The organism is Micromonospora sp. WMMD1274 (assembly GCF_049179035.1).
GTDB classification, from domain to species: domain Bacteria; phylum Actinomycetota; class Actinomycetes; order Mycobacteriales; family Micromonosporaceae; genus Micromonospora; species Micromonospora tulbaghiae.
In genome coordinates this window covers 4,258,349-4,278,743 of the sequence record NZ_JBMHMG010000001.1, presented here as the reverse complement: position 1 = coordinate 4,278,743, position 20,395 = coordinate 4,258,349, and the positions used below count along the sequence as shown (strand labels likewise).

Genomic DNA, 20,395 nt, shown 5'->3' with positions numbered 1-20,395 from the left:
CTCACTGGACCGCTGGCACGTCCACGCAGGGCCCGGCCGCCCACCACTTCTCCACCAGCGCCAGCGTCTCGTCGCCGAACGGGTTGACCCCCGGCCCGGCCGCGAGCGCGTGCCCGAGGTGCACGTGCAGGCACTTCACCCGCCCCGGCATGCCACCGGCCGAGATGCCGGCGATCTCCGGCACCTCGCCGATCGCCTCCCGGCGGGTCAGGTAGTCCTCGTGCGCCGCCCGGTACCGCGCCGCCAGCTCCGGATCCTCGGCGAGCCGCTCGGCCATCTCCTTCATCAGCCCGGCCGACTCCAGCCGGCTGCACGCCGCCGTGGCGCGCGGGCAGGTCAGGTAGAACAGCGTCGGGAACGGCGTGCCGTCGGCCAGCCGGGGCGTCGTCTCCACCACGTCGGGCAGGCCGCAGGGGCACCGGTGGGCCACCGCGCGGGTGCCGCGCGGCGGGCGTCCGAGCTGCGCGGCCACCGCGGCCAGGTCGGCCTCGGTGGCCGGCTGGCGTTCCGGCGGGGGTACGGAGTCCGCCGCCGGCTCCTGCGGTGGTACGACGCTCAAGGAAGTGCCTCTCGAATCAAAGCTCACTTGTCGGGGCGCTCGGCGTTGGCCGCCCGCACGCTCCCCCACAGGGTGTCGTACCAGGGCTCGGGTGGCTTCGGCGCCCCCGGCTTCGCGCCCTTGCCGGCGTCCTTCGCGGCGCCCTCCGGGTCGGAGAGCACCACGAGCAGCGTCTCGCCCGGCTTGCCCATGAAGAACCGCTCCCGGGCCTGCGTCTTGACGTACTCCGGGTCCTTCCACTTGGCCGCCTCGGCGGTGAGCCGGTCGATCTCGGCCCGCTGGGCGGCCTGCGCCGCCTCCATCCGCTCGATGTCGGCCTGCTGGTCCAGGTAGACCCGGACCGGATAGGTGTACGCCAGGGCGAGCGCGATCAGCACCGCGAACAGCACTGTGGCGCGCCCGGTGAAGCGCCGGGGTTGGGGTGCGGTGAGCCGCTTGACCGGGCCACCGGCGGCGGTACGCCGGGCCGCGGCGGGGCGGCTCGCGGAGCGTACGCCGTCGGTGGCCCGAGACGCGCCGGGTGACCGGCCGGCGGCGCGCGCCTCCGCGCGGACGCCGCTGTCGCGTGCCGTGGACCGGACCCGGGCACCGCCCGTCCGGCCGGGCTGCCCCGGCCGACGGGCGGGCCGCTGGCCACCCGGTGTGCGGCGCTGCTGCATCGTCACACCCCTCCCCCGGAGCGCTCGCTCAGGCCGAACGGTAGCGCGGGAACGCGCCGGCACCGGCGTACCGCGCCGCGTCGGCCAGCTCCTCCTCGATCCGCAGGAGCTGGTTGTACTTGGCCACCCGGTCCGAGCGGGCCGGTGCGCCGGTCTTGATCTGCCCGCAGCCGGTGGCGACGGCCAGGTCGGCGATGGTGGTGTCCTCGGTCTCGCCGGAGCGGTGGCTCATCATGCACTTGAAGCCGGCCCGGTGGGCCAGGTCGACGGCGTCGAGCGTCTCGGTGAGCGAGCCGATCTGGTTGACCTTCACCAGCACCGCGTTGGCGGCCTGCTCGGCGATGCCCCGGGCGATGCGCTGCGGGTTGGTCACGAACAGGTCGTCGCCGACGATCTGGATGCGGTCGCCGAGCGCGGCGGTGAGGGTGGCCCAGCCGCTCCAGTCGTCCTCGGCCAGCGGGTCCTCGATCGACACGATCGGGTAGTCGCCGGCGAGCTTGGTGTAGTAGTTGCTCATCTCCTCGGCGCTCTTGGCGCTGCCCTCGAACGTGTAGGTGCCGTTGTCGAAGAACTCGGTGGCGGCCACGTCGAGCGCGAAGACGATGTCGGTGCCCAGCCGGTAGCCGGCCTTCTCCACCGCCTCGGCGATCAGGTCCAGCGCGGCGGCGTTGGTGGGCAGGTTCGGGGCGAAGCCGCCCTCGTCACCCAGGCCGGTCGACAGGTCCTTCTTCTTCAGCACCGACTTCAGCGCGTGGTAGACCTCGGCACCCGAGCGCAGCGCGTCCCGGAACGTCGGCGCGCCGATCGGCGCGATCATGAACTCCTGGATGTCGACGTTCGAGTCGGCGTGCGCGCCACCGTTGAGGATGTTCATCATCGGCACCGGGAGCAGGTGCGCGTTCGGGCCGCCCAGGTAGCGGAACAGGCTCAGCTCGGCGCTGCCGGCGGCGGCCTTCGCCACGGCCAGGGAGACGCCGAGGATGGCGTTCGCGCCCAGCTCGCCCTTGTTGTCCGAGCCGTCGATGTCGATCATCTTCTGGTCGATCAGCCGCTGCTCGCTGGCCTCGTAGCCGATGAGCTGGTCGACGATCCGGTCCTCGATGTTGGCGACGGCCTTCTCGACACCCTTGCCCAGGTAGCGGTCCTTGTCACCGTCGCGCAGCTCGACCGCCTCGAAGGCGCCGGTGGAGGCGCCGGACGGCACCGCGGCGCGGGCGATCGTGCCGTCGTCGAGCCCGACCTCGACCTCGACCGTCGGGTTGCCCCGCGAGTCCAGGATCTCCCGGGCGACGATTCCCTCGATGGTTGCCACTGAGTCGCTCCTCGTTTGTGTGGTTCCGGTCCGTATGGGCCGCGACGGTGCGGCTGAGGCAGGTGTTGAACGCAGCGTATCGGTCCCCGCCCTGCCGCACCCCGCTCGGGGCGGCCCCCGAGGCGCTTGCTGAGACGGACATTCCCGGATTACCGGTCGTCAACCGGCAACCGGTTTGCGAGACGTTGCGTCGATCGACAAGGCTGGGCATCATGCCTGCCGCCTCGACGACTCTCCGCGTGCTCGCCGCCTCGGTCATCGCGTCGCTCTCGGTCACCGGCTGTCAGGCCCTGGACGACGCGAACGTCGCGCTCGGTCGCGCCGACCTGGTCAACGACCTCGCCGCGCGGATGGACCGGGCGCTGGAGCAGACCTGGGCCGCCGACTACCAGCTCGACGGCGGCCGGACCGCCTCGATCGCGCAGACCAAGAAGCCGCTGCGGTCCACGTACACCTGGCCCGGCGGCAAGATCACGGTGACCCAGGAGTCGGTGACCCGGTGCGCGAGCACCGCCGCCCGTACCTCCTGCACCGTCTCGCCGCCCGTGCTCACCGCCGGCAAGCCGTCGGTGATCGTCTACGACGAGGCGCGCAAGCAGGGCCTGGTCACGCCGCCCGCGGTGATCCGGCTGCTCACCGACGCCGCGCTGGCGCCGGAGGCGGTCATCGAGCAGAGCGACACCACGCTCGCCGGCCGCCACGCCACCTGCGTCGACGTCACCCACGACGGGGAGCGCTTCAACGCCTGCGTGACGAACGAGGGAGTGCTGGCCAGCTTCTCCGGCACGCTCGACGGCAAGCCCGCCGAGGTGACGCTGAGCCGCTACACCGAGAGCGTCGAGGCCGCCGCGTTCGCGGTGCCGGACGGCGCCGGCGTGGTGGACCGCCGCCCGTCCACGTCGTGACCCCGCCCGCCGGTTCCGCCGCCGGTGCCGCAGGTCGGGCCGCCGACGGTTCCTCGTCCGGCGCCGGGACCCGGGCCGTTGACGCTCGCCCGCCGGGCACCGGATTCCTGCCCGCTGCCGGTCACGGGCGGCCGCCTCGGCCCGACGACCTGGCGCTGCCGGTGGCCGGCCGGAAGCTGCTGACCGGCCCGGACGAGCATCCGCTACGGGTCGGCGCGCTGCCCGGCGACCTCGCCTGGACCCCGGTCGGCACGCTCGACGGCATCCCCGCGTGGGCGGCCGAGGTGGCCGATCCGGAGTCGCTGCCCGGCCGGTGGCGCAGCTGGCGGGGCCTCGCCGCCGAGCTGCCCGCACCCCGCGCCGACCTGGCCGGGCGGGCGCTGGCCGTGGTCACCTGGCGGCGTACCCACAGGTGGTGCGGCGCGTGCCGGGCCGAACTGGCCGACGTGCCGGGCGAGACCGCGCGGCACTGCCCGGACTGCGACCTCACCGTGTTCCTGCCGCTGTCCGTCGCGGTGCTGACCGCGATCACCCGCCCCGGCCCGGCCGACGGCCCCGACGAGCTGCTGCTGGTCCGCCACGCGCATGGACCGACGCAGCTGTGGGCGCTCGTCGCCGGATTCGTCGAGGCGGGCGAGTCGCTGGAGGCCGCGGTGCACCGCGAGGTCGCCGAGGAGGTCGGCCTGACGCTGCGGCGACCGGTGTACGTGGACAGCCAGCCGTGGGCGCTGTCCGGACCGGGCACGCTGCTCGCCGGGTTCACCGCCGAGGTGACCGACCCGGCCGCCGAACCGGTCGTCGACGGCACCGAACTGACCGAGGCGCGCTGGTTCCCGACCGGCGCGCTGCCCGCCGAGCTGCCGCCCGCGTACTCCCTGTCGCGCTGGCTGATCGACGCGGTCGCCGCCCGGCGGTGACCGCAGGCCGGTCGCTGCCCGCGGTGACCCTCACACCCCCAGCAGCGTCCGCAGGTGGCGCGGCGGCGGGCAGTCGTGCGCCAGCATGGCGTCGTGCCAGTCCCGCAGCGGCACCCCGTCCGGCCGGGCGGCGGCGATGTCGGCCATCTCGCTGTAGCCGACGAAGTACGTGGAGAGCTGCGTCGAGGTGAGCAACGCCCGCCGCCACTTGCCGGCCGCCTCGCCCTCCTCCTGGAAGCCGCGCCCGGTCATCAGCGCCATCGCCTCGGACTCGGGCAGGTCGTCGCAGTGCACGAGCTGGTCCAGCAGCGCGTTGATGGTCATCCGCAGCTGCATCTTGAGCTGCTGCAACCGCACCGGCAGCCCGCCGAAGCCGAACCCGGCCATCAGCTCCTCCGCGTAGACCGCCCAGCCCTCGATGAACACGCCCGACTCGGTGAGCGCGCGTACCCGCGTCGGGCCCTCGTAGCGGCGGGCGTGGGCGAGCTGGAGGAAGTGCCCGGGCATCGCCTCGTGCACGGTCAGGTTGCGGATCATGTGGTCGTTGTACTCGCGGTAGAACGACTCGACCCGCTGCGCCGGCCAGCCCGACGGGGTGGGCGAGATGCAGTAGAACGTCGGCACGTCGGCCGTCTCCAGCGGCCCCGGCGAGTCGCAGTAGGCCACCGCCACGCCCCGCGCGAACTCCGGCATCTCCTGGATGACACACGGGTCGCTGACCATGCTGACCAGGTCGTGGTGGCGGACGAAGTCACTCGCCTCGTCCAGCGTGACCGAGGCGAGGTCGACGATCGTGGCGTCGTCCGGGCGCTCGGCGGCCAGCAGGTCCAGCGCCCGGCGTACCGTCTCGTCGTCGGCCGGACCACCGACCAGCTCGACCGCCGCCGCGCGGATCTCCTCGGTGACCCGGTCGAGGTTCGCCCAGGCGCGGCGCTGCACCTCGGCGGCGCTCAGCTCGGTGTCGAGCGTGTGCCACAGCCGCGCCTCCCAGCGCCGCCGGCCCAGCCGCGGGTCACGCCCCGGACCGGCGTCGGCGGCCAGGCCCTGCCGCAGCCAGGCCACGAACTCCTCCAGCGCGGCGATCGCCTCGGTGGCCGCCGGGCCGACCCGGTCGCGCAACGCCGGCGCCTCGGCCAGCAGCCCGGGCACCTCGTCGCGGATCAGCGCCGCCGTACCGGTGAACTGCCCGACCGCCGTCTCCGCGTGGACCCGCGGCATGTCCCGCAGCGTCGCGCGCGCCGTCGACAGCGCATCGGGTACGGCCGACAGACGCCCGGCCAGGCTGGTCAGGCGCTCCTCGGCCGGGGCGAAGGGACGGGCCAGCAGGGCGTGCAGCAGCGGCCCCGGATTGTGGCGCAGCGGATCCCACTCGTGGGTGCGGATCTCGGTGGCCTCGAACAGACCTCGGTCGACGAGGCTGGCGAGCAGCGCGTGGTCGACGCTCTCCGCCGGGTCGAGCGCGTCCGGGTCGATCTCCGCGAGCGCGTCGGCCGCGTCCTTCAGCATCGCCTGGTCGGCGGCGAGGGCGTCGGCGGAGAGATCGGGCAGCCGGTCGTCGTACCGGTGGTCTCCGGCGGAGGTGGCCAACCCGGGCCGGCTCTCCAGCAACGCCTCCACGATCCGCTCCGCCAGCGGCCCGAACGCTTCCATCCCCCGACCCTACCGACCGCCCCTTCCCTCCTCCCCGCGCCGCCTCCCCTTCCCTCTCCCCCTCTCCCCCTCTCCCCCCTCCGCGTTGATCAAGGAGTTTGTGTCCTCGTCAGCCTCCAATCCCGACACGAACTCCTTGATCACCGCCCGGAGTCGCCTGGAGGCGCGTGTGGCGAGCACCACGGCCCGGGCAGCCTGTAGATCTTGGTACGAAAAGGCCCCCATGAGGGCACTTTCCTACCAAGATCTACAGCAACGCCCGGAATGCGGACTGCATGTCTCGCGTGCCGGGAGGCGGGGCGTCATCTGCGGCGATCTTGCACTTTGCGCCCGGGCGAATGGGGCATTCACGACATCCACGGGCAGCAAGTGCAAGATCGCGGGCCGGGGCGGGCCGGGCCGGGCCGGGCCGGGGCGGGGCGGGCCGGGCGGGCCTGGGGCGGGGTGCGGGGCGGCGCCGCGGGCGGGGCGGCTTGGGTCAGGTGGGGTGGTTCGGGGTGGTGCGTTCGGCGGCTCGGACCGCTTCGGCGTACGCCAAGGTGGCCCGCCGCAACGCGGCCTCCGGGTCGATGCCGGCCTGACGGGCGGCGGCGACGGCGGCCAGCAGGCTCGCGCCGAGCCGGGCCTCCGGGTCCACCTGCGACTCGGCCAGCGGGGGCGGTACGGCGAGGCCGACCCGGCCGGCCCGGTCCAGGATCTTCGCGGCCAGCGAGAGCGCGGGCTGGCTCAGCGCGATACCGTCCAGCACCGATTCGCGGGTCTTCTCGGCCCGTTTGATGCGTTCCCAGTTCGCCTCGATCTCCTCGATCGAGCCGGCCGGCTCGCCGGAGAACACGTGCGGGTTGCGCCGCACCATCTTGTCGACCAGCGTGCCCGCGACGTCGTCGACGGTCCAGCTCTTGCCCTCCGGCAGGTTCTCCGCCAGCCGGGCGTGCAGCAGCACCTGGAGCAGCACGTCACCCAGTTCCTCGCGGAGCGCGTCGGTGTCGTCGGCGCTGATCGCGTCGTACGCCTCGTAGCACTCCTCCAGCAGGAACCCGGCCAGGGTGCGGTGGGTCTGCGCCCGCTTCCACGGATCGCCTCCGGGGGAGGCCAGCCGGTCCATCACCTCGACCGCGTCGAGCAGCCGGGCGCCGGGCGGGTCCCACGAGCCGTACATCAGCTCCAGTTCGGCCAGGCCGGGCTCGCGCGCCAGCCGTAGCCCCAGCTCACGGGCCAGCGTCTCGTCGCCGGCCGGGCCGGCCAGCCACACCGCGCCGCCCCGCGCGGCGGCGGCGTCGAGCAGCGCCTGGGTCGCACCCTCGGTCACCACGCTGACGTCGGCGCCGGCTGTCCGGACCGCGCGGGTCAGCTCGCTCTCCGCACCGGCGAGAACCGGCGCGGAGCGTACGGCGTCCCAGGCGGCCGAGGTCAGCAGGCCGGCGGGCAGCCGGGGTGAGGTGACGAGCAGGACGATCCGGGCGGTCATACGGCTCCGGGAGCCGGGGAGTCGGAGGCCGGCGCCTCCGGCGTCGAGATGTCGGTGACCGGGCCGTCCTGGTCGACGTACGGCAGGGAGTAGAAGACGAACGACTGGCCGGTGTTGACCAGCGACGGCACGCCCGTCACGCCGAACCGCGGGTTGACGCGGACGTCCGACTTCTCGGCCTGCTCCTGCAGCGCGCTGCTGAGCGCGGTGGCGGTGCGGACGAACCCGGCCTCGCCGAACGCCTGCCGGACCTGGTCGACGCTCAGGCCCGGCTGGATCGCCCCGGTCTTCTCCAGGGCGTGGTAGACGGCCATCAGGGACTCGTCGCTGAGGTCGGCCGGGGGCAGGCTCTGCTGGAGCGTGCCGGAGAGGTCGACCCACTCGCCCCACAGCTTCGTGTACTCGGTGGTCGCCGGCATGCGGAGCGCCTGCTGGATCTGCTCCGGGGAGATCTGGTCGGTGACCTGGAGGCCCTTGTCGGCCACCACGCGCTTGCCCAGGTCGATCGCGACCAGCAGGTTCAGCACGTCCTGCCGGGTCACCGAGGACCGCAGCTCCGCCGGCGACGGCGTCTGCGGGGACTGGCTACGGACGGCGTCCGCGTACTGCCGCTGCGCGTCCTCGTAGATCGCGTCGACCCGGTCGACGGAGTACCGGCTGTCGCCGACGTACGCGGCGACGTCCGGGGCGGAGCGGCCACAGGCGGCGAGAGAGAGCGCGGCAAGGGCCGCGACGCTGACGGCGACGAGGGAACGGCGAGCACGCATGAGGGTCACTCTCTCACGGCGAGTACGGACCTGTGACTCCGCCCACCTCATCGCGCACCCGCCGCCGACCGGGCGACACCGGCGAACTCCTCGGGCTTGCTGGTCATCGTCCGCTCGCCACTGCGGGGCTGGCAACACCGGCCAGCTCCTCGGGCTTGCCGAGGACGTCGGCCAGGAGCTGCCCGCACCACTCCAGCAGCGCCTGGTCGCGCAACGGCTCGCCGCCGATCCGCCGGGTGCTCGGCCGGGGCACGCTGACCTGGTCGAGCGCCGGCTTGTAGACCGAGTCCGGGTGGTAGCGCTTGAGCCGCATCTGCTTCGAGTCGGGCAGCGGCAGCGGGCCGAACCGGATGTGCTTGCCCTGCATCGACACGTCGGTGAGCCCGTAGCGGCGGGCCAGCAGCCGGAACCGGGCCACCGCGACGAGGTTCTGCACCGGCGCGGGCGGCTCGCCGTACCGGTCGGTCATCTCGGCCACCACCTCGCGCAGGCGTTCCTCGTCGCGGGCCTCGGCGAGCTTGCGGTACATCTCCAGGCGCAGCCGCTCCACCGCGACGTAGTCGTGCGGCAGGTGCGCGTCGATCGGCAGGTCGACCTTGACCTCGGTCTCCTCCTCAGTGCTCTCGCCCTTGAAGGCGGAGACCGCCTCGCCGACCATCCGCACGTACAGGTCGAAGCCGACGCCCTCGATGTGGCCGGACTGCTCGCCGCCGAGCAGGTTGCCGGCGCCGCGGATCTCCAGGTCCTTCATCGCCACGTACATGCCGGCGCCGAGTTCGGTGTGCTGGGCGATGGTCGCCAGCCGCTCGTGCGCGTTCTCGGTGAGCGGCTTCTCCGGCGGGTAGAGGAAGTACGCGTACGCCCGCTCCCGGCCCCGGCCGACCCGGCCGCGGATCTGGTGCAGCTGGGCCAGGCCGAGCAGGTCGGCCCGCTCCACGATGAGCGTGTTGGCGTTCGGGATGTCGATGCCGGACTCGACGATCGTGGTGCAGACGAGGACGTCGAACTCCTTCTCCCAGAAGCCGACCATCACCTTCTCCAGCGCTTCCTCGCCCATCTGTCCGTGCGCCACCGCGACGCGGGCCTCCGGCACCAGCTCCCGGAGCTTGCGGGCCGTCTTCTCGATCGACTCGACCCGGTTGTGCAGGTAGAAGACCTGACCGTCGCGCAGCAGCTCACGGTGGATGGACGCGGCCACCTGCCGGTCGTCGTACGCGCCGACGAACGTGAGCACCGGGTGCCGCTCCTCCGGCGGCGTGGCGATGGTGGACATCTCCCGGATGCCGGTGATCGCCATCTCCAGCGTGCGCGGGATCGGGGTGGCCGACATGGCGAGCACGTCGACCGAGGCGCGCAGCGTCTTCAGGTGCTCCTTGTGTTCGACGCCGAACCGCTGCTCCTCGTCGATGATCACCAGGCCCAACTGCTTGAACCGGGTGGACGCCTGGAGCAGCCGGTGGGTGCCGATGACGATGTCGACGGTGCCGGCGGCGACCATCTCCAGCGTCTGCTCGGTCTCCTTCGGCGTCTGGAACCGGGACAGCTGCCGGATCGACACCGGGAACTGACTCATCCGCTCGGCGAACGTGTTGTAGTGCTGCTGCACCAGCAGCGTGGTGGGCACCAGCACGGCCACCTGCTTGCCGTCCTGCACCGCCTTGAACGCCGCCCGTACCGCGATCTCGGTCTTGCCGTAGCCGACGTCGCCGCAGATCAGCCGGTCCATCGGGACGGTCTGCTCCATGTCCCGCTTGACCTCCTCGATGGCGGCCATCTGGTCGGGTGTCTCCTGCCAGGGGAACGCGTCCTCCAGCTCCCGCTGCCACGGGGTGTCGGGGCCGAAGTTGTGCCCCTTGGACGCCTTGCGCGCGGCGTAGAGCTGGATGAGCTGCGCGGCGATCTCGCGGACCGCCTTGCGGGCCCGGGCCTTGGACTTCTGCCAGTCCGAGCCGCCCATCTTGTGCAGCGTGGGCTGCTCGCCGCCGACGTAGCGGGAGAGCTGGTCGAGCTGGTCGGTGGGGACGAACAGGCGGTCGCCGGGCTGGCCGCGCTTGCTCGGCGCGTACTCGATGACCAGGTATTCGCGGCTGGCGCCGTTGACTGTGCGCTGCACCAGCTCGACGTACCGGCCGATGCCGTGCTGCTCGTGCACCACGAAGTCGCCGGCCTTGAGCTCCAGCGGGTCGATGGTGTTGCGCCGCCGGCTGGGCATCTTGCGCATGTCGCGGGTGGAGGTACCCCGGCCGCCTGTGACGTCGTTGCCGGTGAGCAGCACGAACTTCGACGCCTCGTCGACGAACCCGGCGGTCAGGCAGCCGCAGGACACGAGCAGCTCGCCGGGTGCGGGCGCGGTGGGCACCTCCTCGGTGAGCCGGGCGCCGAGACCGGCGTCGCGCAGCACCTCGACGGCCCGCTGGGCGGGACCGTGCCCCTCGAACACGAGCGCGATCGACCAGCCCTCGCCGGCCCAGCGCTTGAGGTCGTCGACCACCCGGGCGGTCTCGCCGTGGTAGAGCGGGGCCGGCTGGGCGGCCAGGCTCACCGCGATGGCGTCGTCGGGGGTGACGTCGACAGCGGCCGGCTCGTCCTCCCAGGGCTGCCGGGCCGGTGCTGCGTCCGCCTCGACCAGGCCGAACGGCGCGAGCGTCCACCAGGGCTGGCGCAGGGCGCGGGCCGCCGTGCGTACCTCGGCCAGGGTCTTGAAGGCGGCGGCGCCGAGGTCGACCGGGGCCTGGCCGCCGACGGCGGCCGCGGCCCAGCTGGCCTGGAGGAACTCCTCCGAGGTACGGACCAGGTCGTGCGCGCGGGTGCGGATGCGCTCGGGGTCGCAGAGGAGGACGTGGGTGCCGGCCGGCATGCAGTCGACGAGCAGTTCCAGCGCGTCGGCGCCGATCAGCGCGGGGGCGAGGGACTCCATGCCCTCGACCGGGATGCCCTCGGCCAGCTTGTCCAGGATCTCGGCCAGCTCGGGGTGCTCGGCGGCGAGCGCGGCGGCCCGCTCCCGCACCGCCGGGGTCAGCAGCAGCTCCCGGCACGGTGGCGCCCAGAGCTGCGCGACGCCCTCGATGGTGCGCTGGTCGGCGACCGCGAAGGTGCGGATCTCCTCCACCTCGTCGCCCCAGAACTCGACCCGGGACGGGTGTTCGTCGGTGGGCGGGAAGACGTCCAGGATGCCGCCGCGTACGGCGAACTCGCCGCGCTTGGTGACCAGGTCGACCCGGGCGTACGCCATGTCGGTGAGCCGGCGGGCGACCTCCTCCAGGTCGGCCTCGTCCCCGGCGGCGAGCTGCACCGGCTCCAGGTCGCCGAGGCCCTTGAGCTGCGGCTGGAGCAGCGAGCGGACCGGCGCGACGACGACCCGCAGCGGCCCGGTGCGGCCGTGCGCGTCGGCGGCGTCCGGGTGGGCGAGCCGGCGCAGCACGGCGAGGCGCCGCCCGACCGTGTCGGAGCGGGGCGACAGGCGCTCGTGCGGCAGCGTCTCCCAGGAGGGGAAGACCGCCACCTGCTCCGGCGGCAGCAGGCTGCCCAGCGCGGAGGCCAGGTCGTCGGCCTCCCGGGTGGTGGCGGTGACCGCGAGCACGGGGCGGCCCGCGCCGCCGGCCGGCTCGTCGGCGGCGACCGCTGCCACCGCGAACGGGCGCAGCGCGGCCGGGGCGGTCAGGTCGAGCCCGTCGACCTGCGCGGCACCGGAGCGCGCCAGGTCACGCGCCCGGGCCAGCCCCGGGTCGGCCAGGGCGGCGGAGAAGAGTCCGGTGAGCATCAGTGATCACTTCCAGCGGATCGACACACGACGACGACCCCGCGTCCAGCCGGACGGGGGGTGCACCGTTCGAGCCTATCCCCCTGTCCCGACAATCCGGGCCTGCCCAGCTTGCGGATCTTGACGCTGCGCCACGGCACGTGGTGCGGTGGGCGGATGGTCGAGTATCGGGCGGTCTTCGACGCCGAGGTGGTTTTCGCAAACGGTGGCGGTCTGCGCACCGACGGGTTCCGGCTGGACGTGCCGCACCCGGACGTCACCGACGACGAGGTGGCCGCGCTGCTGGTCCGGCACCTGGGACTGCTCATGGTCGGCGAGGTACGGATCACCAACCGGACCGTCGTCGAGGAGCCGCACAAGGGCGGGCGAGGGGTGGCCGCCCCGGCCGGCGGCGGCCGGAAGCTCGTCGAACTGAGTCACGTGATCACCGACGGCCTGGTCACGCTGCCCGGCTGGCCCGGCCCGGCGATCAGCGACTGGCTGACCCGGGAGGCGTCCCGGGAGCGGTACGCGCCGGGTGTCGAGTTCCACGTCGCGCGGATCGACATGGTCGCCAACACCGGCACGTACGTGGACACGCCGTCGCACCGCTTCGCCGACGGCCCGGACCTGACCGGGGTGCCGCTGGACCGCCTCGCCGACCTGCCCGGCCTGGTGGTACGCGTGCCGGCCGGTACCCGCGCGGTGGACAGGCTGCTGCTCGCCCCGTACGACGTGGCCGGGTGCGCGGTGCTGCTGCACACCGGCTGGGACGCGCACTTCGGCACCGACGCGTACGCCGCTGCGGAGGCGCCCTACCTGACCGGTGACGGCGCGCAGTGGCTGGCCGAGGCGGGCGCGGCTCTGGTCGGCATCGACTCGATCAACATCGACGACATGACGGCGGCGGCAGCGGGTCAGCGCCCGGCGCACACCGGTCTGCTGGCCGCCGGCATCCCGATCGTGGAGCACCTGACCGGCCTGGACGCGCTGCCCCCGACCGGCTTCCGGTTCACCGCCGCCCCGCCGCGGGTGGCCGGCATGGGCACGTTCCCGGTTCGCGCCTTCGCCGTCGTGGACGCCTGACCCAGCAAGATCCACACCACTTCGCCGAGGTGGCGGCATCACGGTCCTCGTGGTGCCACCACCTCGCCGGACTGGCGGCGAACCCGTCCGGGGTCAGTAGCGCACGGCGATCCGGCGCTCCACGGCGTCCACCCGGATCTCGCCGCCGTACGGGATGATCACCTGCGGGTCGGTGTGGCCCAGGTCGACGTCGAAGACCACCACCGGGTCGTCGGCGTAGGGGGCGATCGCCCGCAGGATCGCCGCCCGCTGGTCGGCGGCCCAGGCCAGCCGCTCCGCGACCGAGTGCGGCCGGTCGAAGTCCCACGCCTTGGGGCGGCCGACCGCGATCGCCGGGACGGCGGCGAGCAGACCCCGCTCGCCCATGTTGCGCACGATCCGGAAGACCTCCTGCGCGGACGGCAACTCCTCCGACGTCTCCAGCACCAGCACCGAGCCGGCCAGGTCGGCCGCGCGCGGAACGCGGTCGGCCGCCATCAGCCAGTGCAGGATCTCCAGGTTGCCGCCCCACGTCCGGCCCCGCACCACCCGGGCCGGGCCGTGCCAGCGCCAGCCCTCGGACGGGTACATCGGCGGCTCCTCGGCGAGCGTGGCCGGGTCACGCCAGTCGCACGGCTCGTCACCCCACTCGGGGGCGGCGGTCAGGTCGTACCAGCCGGTGGTGAACAGCGCGGCGCGCAGCGAGTCGAGCGTGAGCGGGTGCGGCTTGCCGGAGCGCCCGAGGTGCACCAGCACCGACCCGCCGTGGTAGCCGACGACACCCAGCCGGTACAGGTGGTTGAGCACGTTGGTGTTGTCCGAGTAGCCGTAGTACGGCTTCGGGTTGGCCCGCAGCACGTCGTCGTCCAGGTACGGCGTGACGGTGATCAGGTCGTCCCCGCCGACCGTGGCCAGCACGGCGGTGATCGTCGGGTCGGCGAACGCGGCGGTCAGGTCACGTGCCCGGTCGCGCGGGTCGGCGCCCATGACCCGGGTGGTCGGATACTCCACCGGCTCCAGACCCAGCTCGTCGCGGAGCCGGCGCAGCCCCAGCTCGTACACGTGGGGGAAGAGACCCGGCAGGCCGGCGGAGGGCGAGACGACCGCGACGCGGTCGCCCGGCTGCGGTTTGGCGGGATAGACAGGCACCTGCATGAGCCGACGCTATCGGCCGGGACCAGCGGTTTTCGCCCGACGAAACCGCACGAGACGGGCATATGCCCGCAATAGGCTGTGGCCGTGGACGACGAGCCGGAGCTGCGTACCCGGGACTGGCTGCCCCGCACGGCGGCGCTGATCCTCGGCACCCTGGCGCTGGCCAGCGCGTTCATCGCCGCCTACGTCGGCGCGCTGCACAAGCCGGACCCGCGCGACGTGCCGGTCGCCGTCGTCACGAGCGACCAGCAGGCGCAGGCCGTGATGTCCGCCGTCCGCGCCCGCACCGACACGATCAAACCGATCGGGTACGACAGCCGCGGCGCCGCCCAGGACGGCCTCACCGACCGGTCGGTGTACGCGGTGCTCAGCTCCGCCCCGGACGGCGGCCTGACGCTCGCCACCGCCAGCGCCGGCGCGCCCGCCGCCACCGAACTCGTCACCGACGTGTTCACCGAGGCGGCCCGGCAGGCCGGGGTGCCGCTCCAGGTCACCGACGACGTGCCGGTCTCCGCCGACGACCCGCGCGGCCTGGTCCCGTTCTACCTGGCCGTCGGCGTGGTGCTCGGCGGCTACCTGGCGTCCACGGCGCTCGGCATCTCGCTCGGCACGAGCCCGCGCGACCTGCGCCGGGCCGGGCTGCGGATCGCCACGCTCGCGGTGCACGCGATCCTGCTCGGCGTCATCGGGGCGATCCTGGTCGGACCGGTCCTCGGCGTGTTCGAAGACCGTGTGGCGACGGTAGCGGTGGTCGGGGCGCTCGCCGCGTTCGCGGCCGGGATGGTGGCCGCCGCCGTGCAGGGCTGGCTCGGGCTGCTCGGCACCGGCATCGTGATCCTGCTGCTCGTGGTGCTCGGCAACCCCGGCTCCGGCGGCATCTACGCGCCCGAGTTCCTGCCGCCGTTCCTGCGCGGGATGCACCGCTGGAACGTGCCCGGCCTGGCCACCGACCTGTTCAAGTCGGCGATCTACTTCGACTGGCGCGGTGGTGGCTGGGCGCTGACCGGGCTGCTGGTCTGGGTGGTCGCCGGCCTGGCCGGTCTGCTCACCGCGACCATGTTCCGCGCCCGCCGGCGACCCGCACCGGGGCGGAACGCCGCCGATCAGGGCTGACCGGCAAACCGTCCCAGAGTGCAGATCATCACGGTGTCCCCCTCCTGTCCCCCGGGCCCACGCGGATACCATCCAGAGGAGTCGGACAGCGCTGTCCTTCGTCCTCGCGTAAGGAGCGCAACCGTGACCGACCAGCACGACCACGACGGCCCCGACGCCGCTCTCCGGGCCGACATCCGCCGCCTCGGCACGCTGCTCGGGCAGACCCTCGCCCGGCAGGAGGGCCGCCCGCTGCTCGACCTGGTCGAGGAGATCCGCGCCCAGGTCCGCTCCGACGTGCCGGCCGCCGCCCAGCGCCTCGCCGGGCTCGACGTCACCACCGGCACGAAGCTGGCCCGCGCCTTCTCCACCTACTTCCACCTGGCGAACATCACCGAGCAGGTGCACCGCGCCCGGGACCTGCGCCGCCGCCGCGCCACCCACGGCGGCTGGCTGGACCAGGCGGCCAAGATGATCGCCGAACGGGGCGTACCGGCCGAGGAGATCGCCGCCGCGGCCCGGCGGCTGGCCGTACGCCCGGTCTTCACCGCCCACCCCACCGAGGCGGCCCGCCGGTCCATCCTGTCCAAGCTGCGCGCGGTGGCCGACGAGCTGGACACCGAGACCGCCAACGCGATCCTCTACGGCGCCAGCGACGAGGGCCCGGCGAACCGCCGCCTGGCCGAACTGCTCGATCTCATGTGGCAGACCGACGAGCTGCGGCTGGACCGGCCGGACCCGACCGACGAGGCGCGCAACGCCATCTACTACCTGCGGGACCTGTACGCCGAGGCCGCGCCGCAGGTCCTCGACGACCTCGCCGACACGCTGCGCACGCTCGGCGTGGAGACGTCGCCGACGTCCCGCCCGCTGAGCTTCGGCACCTGGATCGGCGGCGACCGCGACGGCAACCCGTTCGTCACGCCGGTGGTCACCCGCGAGGTGCTGCGCATCCAGCACGAGCACGGCATCGCCGCCACCGAGAAGGCGATGGACGAGCTGATCACCGAGGTCAGCGTCTCCCGGCGGCTGCGCGCGGTGTCGCTCGACCTGTCCGCCAGCCTGGCCAAGGACCTGGACGCGCTGCCCGAGGTGGCGCCCCGGTTCCGCCGGGTCAACGCGGAGGAGCCGTACCGGCTCAAGGCGCGGTGCGTGAAGGCGAAGCTCGCCAACACCCGGGAGCGGCTGCGCACCGGCACCCCGCACGTGCCCGGGCGGGACTACCGGGGCTCGACCGAGCTGATCGCCGACCTGGAGCTGCTGCGCGCGTCGCTGGCCCGCAACTCCGGCCAGCTCACCGCCGTGGGCCGGCTCGCCTCGGCCATCCGTACGGTGTCCGCGTTCGGCCTGCACCTGGCCACCATGGACATCCGGGAGCACGCGGAGAAGCACCACGAGGTGCTGGCCCAGCTCTACGAGGCGGTCGGTGAGGTCTCCGACTACCCGGCGCTGTCCCGGCTGGAACGCACCAAGCTGCTCGCCGACGAGCTGACCGGCCGACGGCCGCTCTCCACCCAGGACAGCCCGCTCACCGAGTCGGCCCGCAAGACGTTCGACGTGTTCGCGGCCATCCGCGAGGCGCAGGACCGGTTCGGCCCCGAGGTCATCGAGTCGTACATCATCTCGATGACGCTCGGCGTGGACGACGTGCTGGCCGCCGTGGTGCTGGCCCGCGAGGCCGGCCTGGTGGACGTGCACTCGGGGCGCGCCCGCATCGGCATCGTGCCGCTGCTGGAGACCCCGGCCGAGCTGAACGCCGGTGGCGAGCTGCTGGACGAGCTGCTGTCGCTGCCCGCGTACCGGGCGCTCGTCGCGGCCCGGGGCGACGTGCAGGAGGTGATGCTCGGCTACTCCGACTCCAACAAGGAGGCGGGCATCACCACCAGCCAGTGGTCGATCCACCGGGCGCAGCGCGCGCTGCGGGACGTGGCCGCGCGGCACGGCGTGCACCTGCGGTTGTTCCACGGCCGGGGCGGCACCGTCGGCCGGGGTGGCGGCCCCACGCACGACGCGATCCTGGCCCAGCCGTACGGCACGCTGGACGGCGCGATCAAGGTGACCGAGCAGGGCGAGGTCATCTCCGACAAGTACACGCTGCCGGCGCTGGCCCGGGAGAACCTGGAACTGACGGTGGCCGCGGTGCTCCAGGCGACGCTGCTGCACACCGCGCCCCGGCAGCCGGCCGAGATGCTGGAGCGCTGGGACGCGGCGATGGACGTGGTCTCGGAGTCGGCGTTCCGGTCGTACCGGTCGCTGGTCGAGGACCCGGACCTGCCCGCGTACTTCTGGGCCTCCACCCCGACCGAGCTGCTCGGCGCGCTCAACATCGGCTCCCGGCCGGCGAAGCGCCCGAACACCGGCGCCGGGCTGTCGGGCCTGCGGGCCATCCCCTGGGTGTTCGGCTGGACGCAGACCCGGCAGATCGTGCCGGGCTGGTTCGGCGTGGGCTCCGGGCTGGCTGCCGCGCGGGCGGCCGGGCTGGCCGACGTGCTCGCCGAGATGAACCGGAACTGGCACTTCTTCCGCACGTTCCTGTCGAACGTCGAGATGATGCTGACCAAGACCGACCTGACCATCGCCCGGCGGTACGTGGAGACGCTGGTGCCGAAGAAGCTGCACCCGATCTTCGACAAGATCGAGCAGGAGTACGAGCTGACCAAGCAGGAGGTGCTGGCGGTCACCGCGTCACCGGCGCTGCTGGACAACTCGCCGGTGCTCCAGCGCACGCTCGCCGTGCGGGACACCTACCTGGAGCCGCTGCACCACCTGCAGGTGGCGTTGCTGCGGCAGTACCGCGAATCCGGCGCCGCCGGGCGGGCGGTGGTGACCGCGCCGGGTGGGCGGCGTGCCCCGAACGACGGTACGGCGCTGGAGCGGGCGCTGCTGACCACCGTCAACGGCATCGCCGCCGGCATGCGCAACACCGGCTGATCTCCCCCGGGCGGGGCACTCGTGCGAGCGAGGGCCCCGCCGGGGCCGGCTACCAGTCGCCGCCGCCGAAGTCACCACCGAAGTCGCCGCCGCCGAAGCCGCCGTAGTCCCCGCCGCCGAAGTCGCCACCGGCGTAGTCGCCCTGGCCGCCCATGTCTCCGCCCATGTCGCCGCCCTGGTCGCCGAAGTCCTGGCCGTCGCCGAAGCCCTCCTGGTAGCCGGCGTCGTACCCGGGGTCGGCGAACGCGGGCGAGAACAGCGCGTCGGCGATCAGGAGACCACCGACCACACCGACGCCCGCGCCGAGCGCGGTCTTCCACCACGGCGTGGAGTACCAGCCGGCCGGCACCGGCCGCCCCTGGAAACGCCCACCCGGGTAGTAGTAGGGCGTGGCGTTGCCCGGCTGCGGGCCCGCCCGGAACGTCTGCCCCTGCACGTCGACCTGGCGCTCCTTGGTGAGCGCGCCCGCGCCCTGGGCGGCGGCGAGCGGCGGCAGCTCCGGACCCGGGTCGATGCCCATCGCGGTCCGCGCCGCCCGGATGTACGCCAGCCCCTCCAGCGCGGTCTCCCGGGCCAGCCCGAACTGGCGCGGCGTGGTCGCCTGCTCCAGCTGCGAACCGGCCGCGTTGTACCGCTCACCGGCGTCGGCGAGCGCCTGCCGGACCGCCGGGGCGTCGCCGTGCAGGTTCATCAGCTGGCCGCCGAGCCGCTCGTACCACCGCTGTGCCTCGGCGCGGGCGTCGGCCAGCTCGTTGGACCGACGCGATCTGCTCCCCCTCCGCCAGAACACGAACGCACCTCCGAGCAGCAGGATCAGGACCAGCCACAACGCGAACTCCATGACTCGAACGTACCCACCGGGCGCTCGTCGTACCCGTTTGGCAAGCTCTTGGCCATGAGCTTTGCGACGCTGGCCGTGGTGGTGCTCTGTCTCGCCGCGGGCGGCGCGGTGGGCTGGCTGGCCGCCCGGGCGCGCGCCGCGGCGGACATCGCCCGCCTGGAGGCGACACTGGCCGCCACCCGGGCGGGTGAGGGCCGGCTGGAGCAGTCCATGCGGGCGCTCAGCTACGAGGCCACCGCGCAGTCCCAGGAGGCGGTCGCCCGCGCGGTCGCGCCGCTGCACGACACGCTGCGCCGCTACGAGCAGCGGGTGGCGGAGCTGGAGCGGGACCGGGTCGACGCGTACGCCGAGCTGCGCGAGCAGGTGCGGTCGATGAGCGCCGTCTCCGGCGAGCTGCGCACCGAGACCAAGCAGCTGGTCGCCGCGCTGCGCGCGCCGCAGGTGCGGGGCCGCTGGGGCGAGCACCAGCTCCGCCGGATCGTCGAGGCCGCCGGCATGCTGGAGCACTGCGACTTCAGCGAGCAGGTCACCGCCGCGACCGACCACCAGGGGGTACGCCCCGACCTGGTGGTACGCCTGCACGGCGGCCGGACGGTGGTGGTGGACGCGAAGGCGCCGTTCGACGCGTACCTGACCGCCATGGAGGCGCGCGACGAGCGCGGGCGCGACACCCACCTGGACGCGCACGCCCGGCACCTGCGTGCGCACGTGGACGGCCTGGCCGCCAAGTCCTACTGGTCGGCGTTCGACCAGACCCCCGAGTTCGTGGTGCTGTTCGTGCCGGCGGATCCGTTCCTCGACGTGGCGCTGCAACGCGACCCGTCCCTGCTGGAGCACGCGTTCGCCCGCAACGTGGTGCTCGCCACGCCGGCCACGCTGGTGGCGCTGCTGCGTACCGTCGCCTACTCGTGGCGGCAGGAGGCGCTGGCGCGCAACGCGGCCACCGTCCACTCGCTGGCCCGCGAGCTGTACGGGCGGCTGTCCACACTGGGCGACCACGTCGGCAAGCTCGGCAGCTCGCTGAGCGGGGCGGTCACGGCCTACAACCGGGCGGTGGGCTCGCTGGAGGCGCGGGTGCTCGTGAGCGCCCGCAAGCTGGCCGAGCTGGGTGTCTCCGACGACGAGCTGGCCGCGCCGGCGCAGGTCGAGCTGGCGCCGAGGCAGCCGCAGGCGCCGGAGCTGCTGGGCGCGCCGTCCACATCGGCCGAGAGGTCGACGGACGTCGACGCCTAACACGCCGCACGTGATGACGTAGACCGATTCTTGTCACGGACTGATCACAAACCCAGGCCGGGTAGTGACACCTGCCGTCGTGACACGCAGGATCACCGTCAC

General features: G+C 73.5%; 15 protein-coding genes. 6 read left to right on the top strand and 9 right to left on the bottom strand.

Annotated elements, in window-relative coordinates:
* Window position 1: 1 nt before the first annotated feature.
* From ACN27D_RS20415 to eno, 3 genes are read right to left on the bottom strand one after another with little or no spacing between them, the layout of a single operon-like run.
* Window positions 2-559 carry a DUF501 domain-containing protein gene (locus tag ACN27D_RS20415; RefSeq protein WP_013284095.1) on the bottom strand — a complete coding sequence of 186 codons (558 nt, stop codon included), beginning with the start codon at window positions 557-559 and terminating at the stop codon, window positions 2-4.
* Between the two features lie 23 nt (window positions 560-582).
* Window positions 583-1,218 carry an FtsB family cell division protein gene (locus tag ACN27D_RS20410; protein WP_421499729.1) on the bottom strand — a complete coding sequence of 212 codons (636 nt, stop codon included), beginning with the start codon at window positions 1,216-1,218 and terminating at the stop codon, window positions 583-585.
* Window positions 1,219-1,246: 28 nt separating this feature from the next.
* Entirely contained in the window at window positions 1,247-2,530 is a 1,284-nt protein-coding gene (eno, locus tag ACN27D_RS20405; protein ID WP_013284093.1) for a phosphopyruvate hydratase, read from the bottom strand.
* Window positions 2,531-2,742: 212 nt separating this feature from the next.
* On the opposite strand from eno, the gene ACN27D_RS20400 reads away from it, so the two are divergent.
* Both ACN27D_RS20400 and ACN27D_RS20395 read left to right on the top strand, forming a co-directional pair.
* A complete protein-coding gene (locus tag ACN27D_RS20400; RefSeq protein ID WP_120571602.1) occupies window positions 2,743-3,435 on the top strand; it encodes a hypothetical protein in 693 nt (230 codons plus the stop codon).
* The gene (locus ACN27D_RS20395; protein WP_421499728.1) at window positions 3,432-4,352 is read left to right on the top strand and encodes an NAD(+) diphosphatase; all 921 of its coding nucleotides are present in this window, start codon (window positions 3,432-3,434) and stop codon (window positions 4,350-4,352) included. Before ACN27D_RS20400 ends, ACN27D_RS20395 begins: the two co-directional genes overlap by 4 nt.
* Before the next feature lie 30 nt (window positions 4,353-4,382).
* On the opposite strand, the gene ACN27D_RS20390 is transcribed toward ACN27D_RS20395, so the two are convergent.
* The 4 genes from ACN27D_RS20390 to mfd all read right to left on the bottom strand — a co-directional run bounded on the left by ACN27D_RS20390 (window position 4,383) and on the right by mfd (window position 11,997).
* Window positions 4,383-6,002, bottom strand: coding sequence for a DUF885 domain-containing protein (locus ACN27D_RS20390; RefSeq protein WP_121686511.1), 1,620 nt, complete (start codon window positions 6,000-6,002; stop codon window positions 4,383-4,385).
* A 478-nt stretch (window positions 6,003-6,480) separates the two neighbouring features.
* Entirely contained in the window at window positions 6,481-7,470 is a 990-nt protein-coding gene (locus ACN27D_RS20385; RefSeq protein WP_358169514.1) for a nucleoside triphosphate pyrophosphohydrolase, read from the bottom strand.
* Complete coding sequence (locus tag ACN27D_RS20380) at window positions 7,467-8,237, bottom strand: hypothetical protein (RefSeq protein WP_358169512.1); 771 nt, start codon at window positions 8,235-8,237, stop codon at window positions 7,467-7,469. The genes ACN27D_RS20385 and ACN27D_RS20380 overlap by 4 nt, the downstream gene beginning before the upstream one ends.
* A gap of 103 nt (window positions 8,238-8,340) precedes the next feature.
* On the bottom strand, window positions 8,341-11,997 hold the full coding sequence (gene mfd, locus ACN27D_RS20375; RefSeq protein WP_421499727.1) for a transcription-repair coupling factor: 3,657 nt from the start codon (window positions 11,995-11,997) through the stop codon (window positions 8,341-8,343).
* A gap of 156 nt (window positions 11,998-12,153) precedes the next feature.
* On the opposite strand from mfd, the gene ACN27D_RS20370 reads away from it, so the two are divergent.
* Window positions 12,154-13,062, top strand: coding sequence for a cyclase family protein (locus tag ACN27D_RS20370; RefSeq protein WP_421499726.1), 909 nt, complete (start codon window positions 12,154-12,156; stop codon window positions 13,060-13,062).
* Window positions 13,063-13,155: 93 nt separating this feature from the next.
* On the opposite strand, the gene ACN27D_RS20365 is transcribed toward ACN27D_RS20370, so the two are convergent.
* Window positions 13,156-14,196 carry a S66 family peptidase gene (locus ACN27D_RS20365; protein ID WP_421499725.1) on the bottom strand — a complete coding sequence of 347 codons (1,041 nt, stop codon included), beginning with the start codon at window positions 14,194-14,196 and terminating at the stop codon, window positions 13,156-13,158.
* A gap of 84 nt (window positions 14,197-14,280) precedes the next feature.
* On the opposite strand from ACN27D_RS20365, the gene ACN27D_RS20360 reads away from it, so the two are divergent.
* The gene (locus ACN27D_RS20360; protein ID WP_421499724.1) at window positions 14,281-15,309 is read left to right on the top strand and encodes a hypothetical protein; all 1,029 of its coding nucleotides are present in this window, start codon (window positions 14,281-14,283) and stop codon (window positions 15,307-15,309) included.
* A 123-nt stretch (window positions 15,310-15,432) separates the two neighbouring features.
* On the top strand, window positions 15,433-18,219 hold the full coding sequence (gene ppc, locus ACN27D_RS20355) for a phosphoenolpyruvate carboxylase (RefSeq protein ID WP_252453101.1): 2,787 nt from the start codon (window positions 15,433-15,435) through the stop codon (window positions 18,217-18,219).
* A 49-nt stretch (window positions 18,220-18,268) separates the two neighbouring features.
* On the opposite strand, the gene ACN27D_RS20350 is transcribed toward ppc, so the two are convergent.
* The gene (locus ACN27D_RS20350; RefSeq protein ID WP_421499723.1) at window positions 18,269-19,060 is read right to left on the bottom strand and encodes a hypothetical protein; all 792 of its coding nucleotides are present in this window, start codon (window positions 19,058-19,060) and stop codon (window positions 18,269-18,271) included.
* 54 nt (window positions 19,061-19,114) lie between these two features.
* On the opposite strand from ACN27D_RS20350, the gene ACN27D_RS20345 reads away from it, so the two are divergent.
* Window positions 19,115-20,293 carry a DNA recombination protein RmuC gene (locus tag ACN27D_RS20345; RefSeq protein WP_269702167.1) on the top strand — a complete coding sequence of 393 codons (1,179 nt, stop codon included), beginning with the start codon at window positions 19,115-19,117 and terminating at the stop codon, window positions 20,291-20,293.
* Window positions 20,294-20,395: the final 102 nt, after the last annotated feature.

What these genes read in the sequence shown, in the direction of transcription:
- ACN27D_RS20345 (WP_269702167.1), top strand. Translation starts at nt 19,115, where the DNA reads ATGAGCTTTGCGACGCTGGCCGTGGTGGTGCTCTGTCTCGCCGCGGGC.
- ACN27D_RS20365 (WP_421499725.1), bottom strand. Translation starts at nt 14,196, where the DNA reads ATGCAGGTGCCTGTCTATCCCGCCAAACCGCAGCCGGGCGACCGCGTC.
- ACN27D_RS20390 (WP_121686511.1), bottom strand. Translation starts at nt 6,002, where the DNA reads ATGGAAGCGTTCGGGCCGCTGGCGGAGCGGATCGTGGAGGCGTTGCTG.
- ACN27D_RS20350 (WP_421499723.1), bottom strand. Translation starts at nt 19,060, where the DNA reads ATGGAGTTCGCGTTGTGGCTGGTCCTGATCCTGCTGCTCGGAGGTGCG.
- ACN27D_RS20380 (WP_358169512.1), bottom strand. Translation starts at nt 8,237, where the DNA reads ATGCGTGCTCGCCGTTCCCTCGTCGCCGTCAGCGTCGCGGCCCTTGCC.
- ACN27D_RS20400 (WP_120571602.1), top strand. Translation starts at nt 2,743, where the DNA reads ATGCCTGCCGCCTCGACGACTCTCCGCGTGCTCGCCGCCTCGGTCATC.
- ACN27D_RS20410 (WP_421499729.1), bottom strand. Translation starts at nt 1,218, where the DNA reads ATGCAGCAGCGCCGCACACCGGGTGGCCAGCGGCCCGCCCGTCGGCCG.
- ACN27D_RS20385 (WP_358169514.1), bottom strand. Translation starts at nt 7,470, where the DNA reads ATGACCGCCCGGATCGTCCTGCTCGTCACCTCACCCCGGCTGCCCGCC.
- mfd (WP_421499727.1), bottom strand. Translation starts at nt 11,997, where the DNA reads ATGCTCACCGGACTCTTCTCCGCCGCCCTGGCCGACCCGGGGCTGGCC.
- ACN27D_RS20370 (WP_421499726.1), top strand. Translation starts at nt 12,154, where the DNA reads ATGGTCGAGTATCGGGCGGTCTTCGACGCCGAGGTGGTTTTCGCAAAC.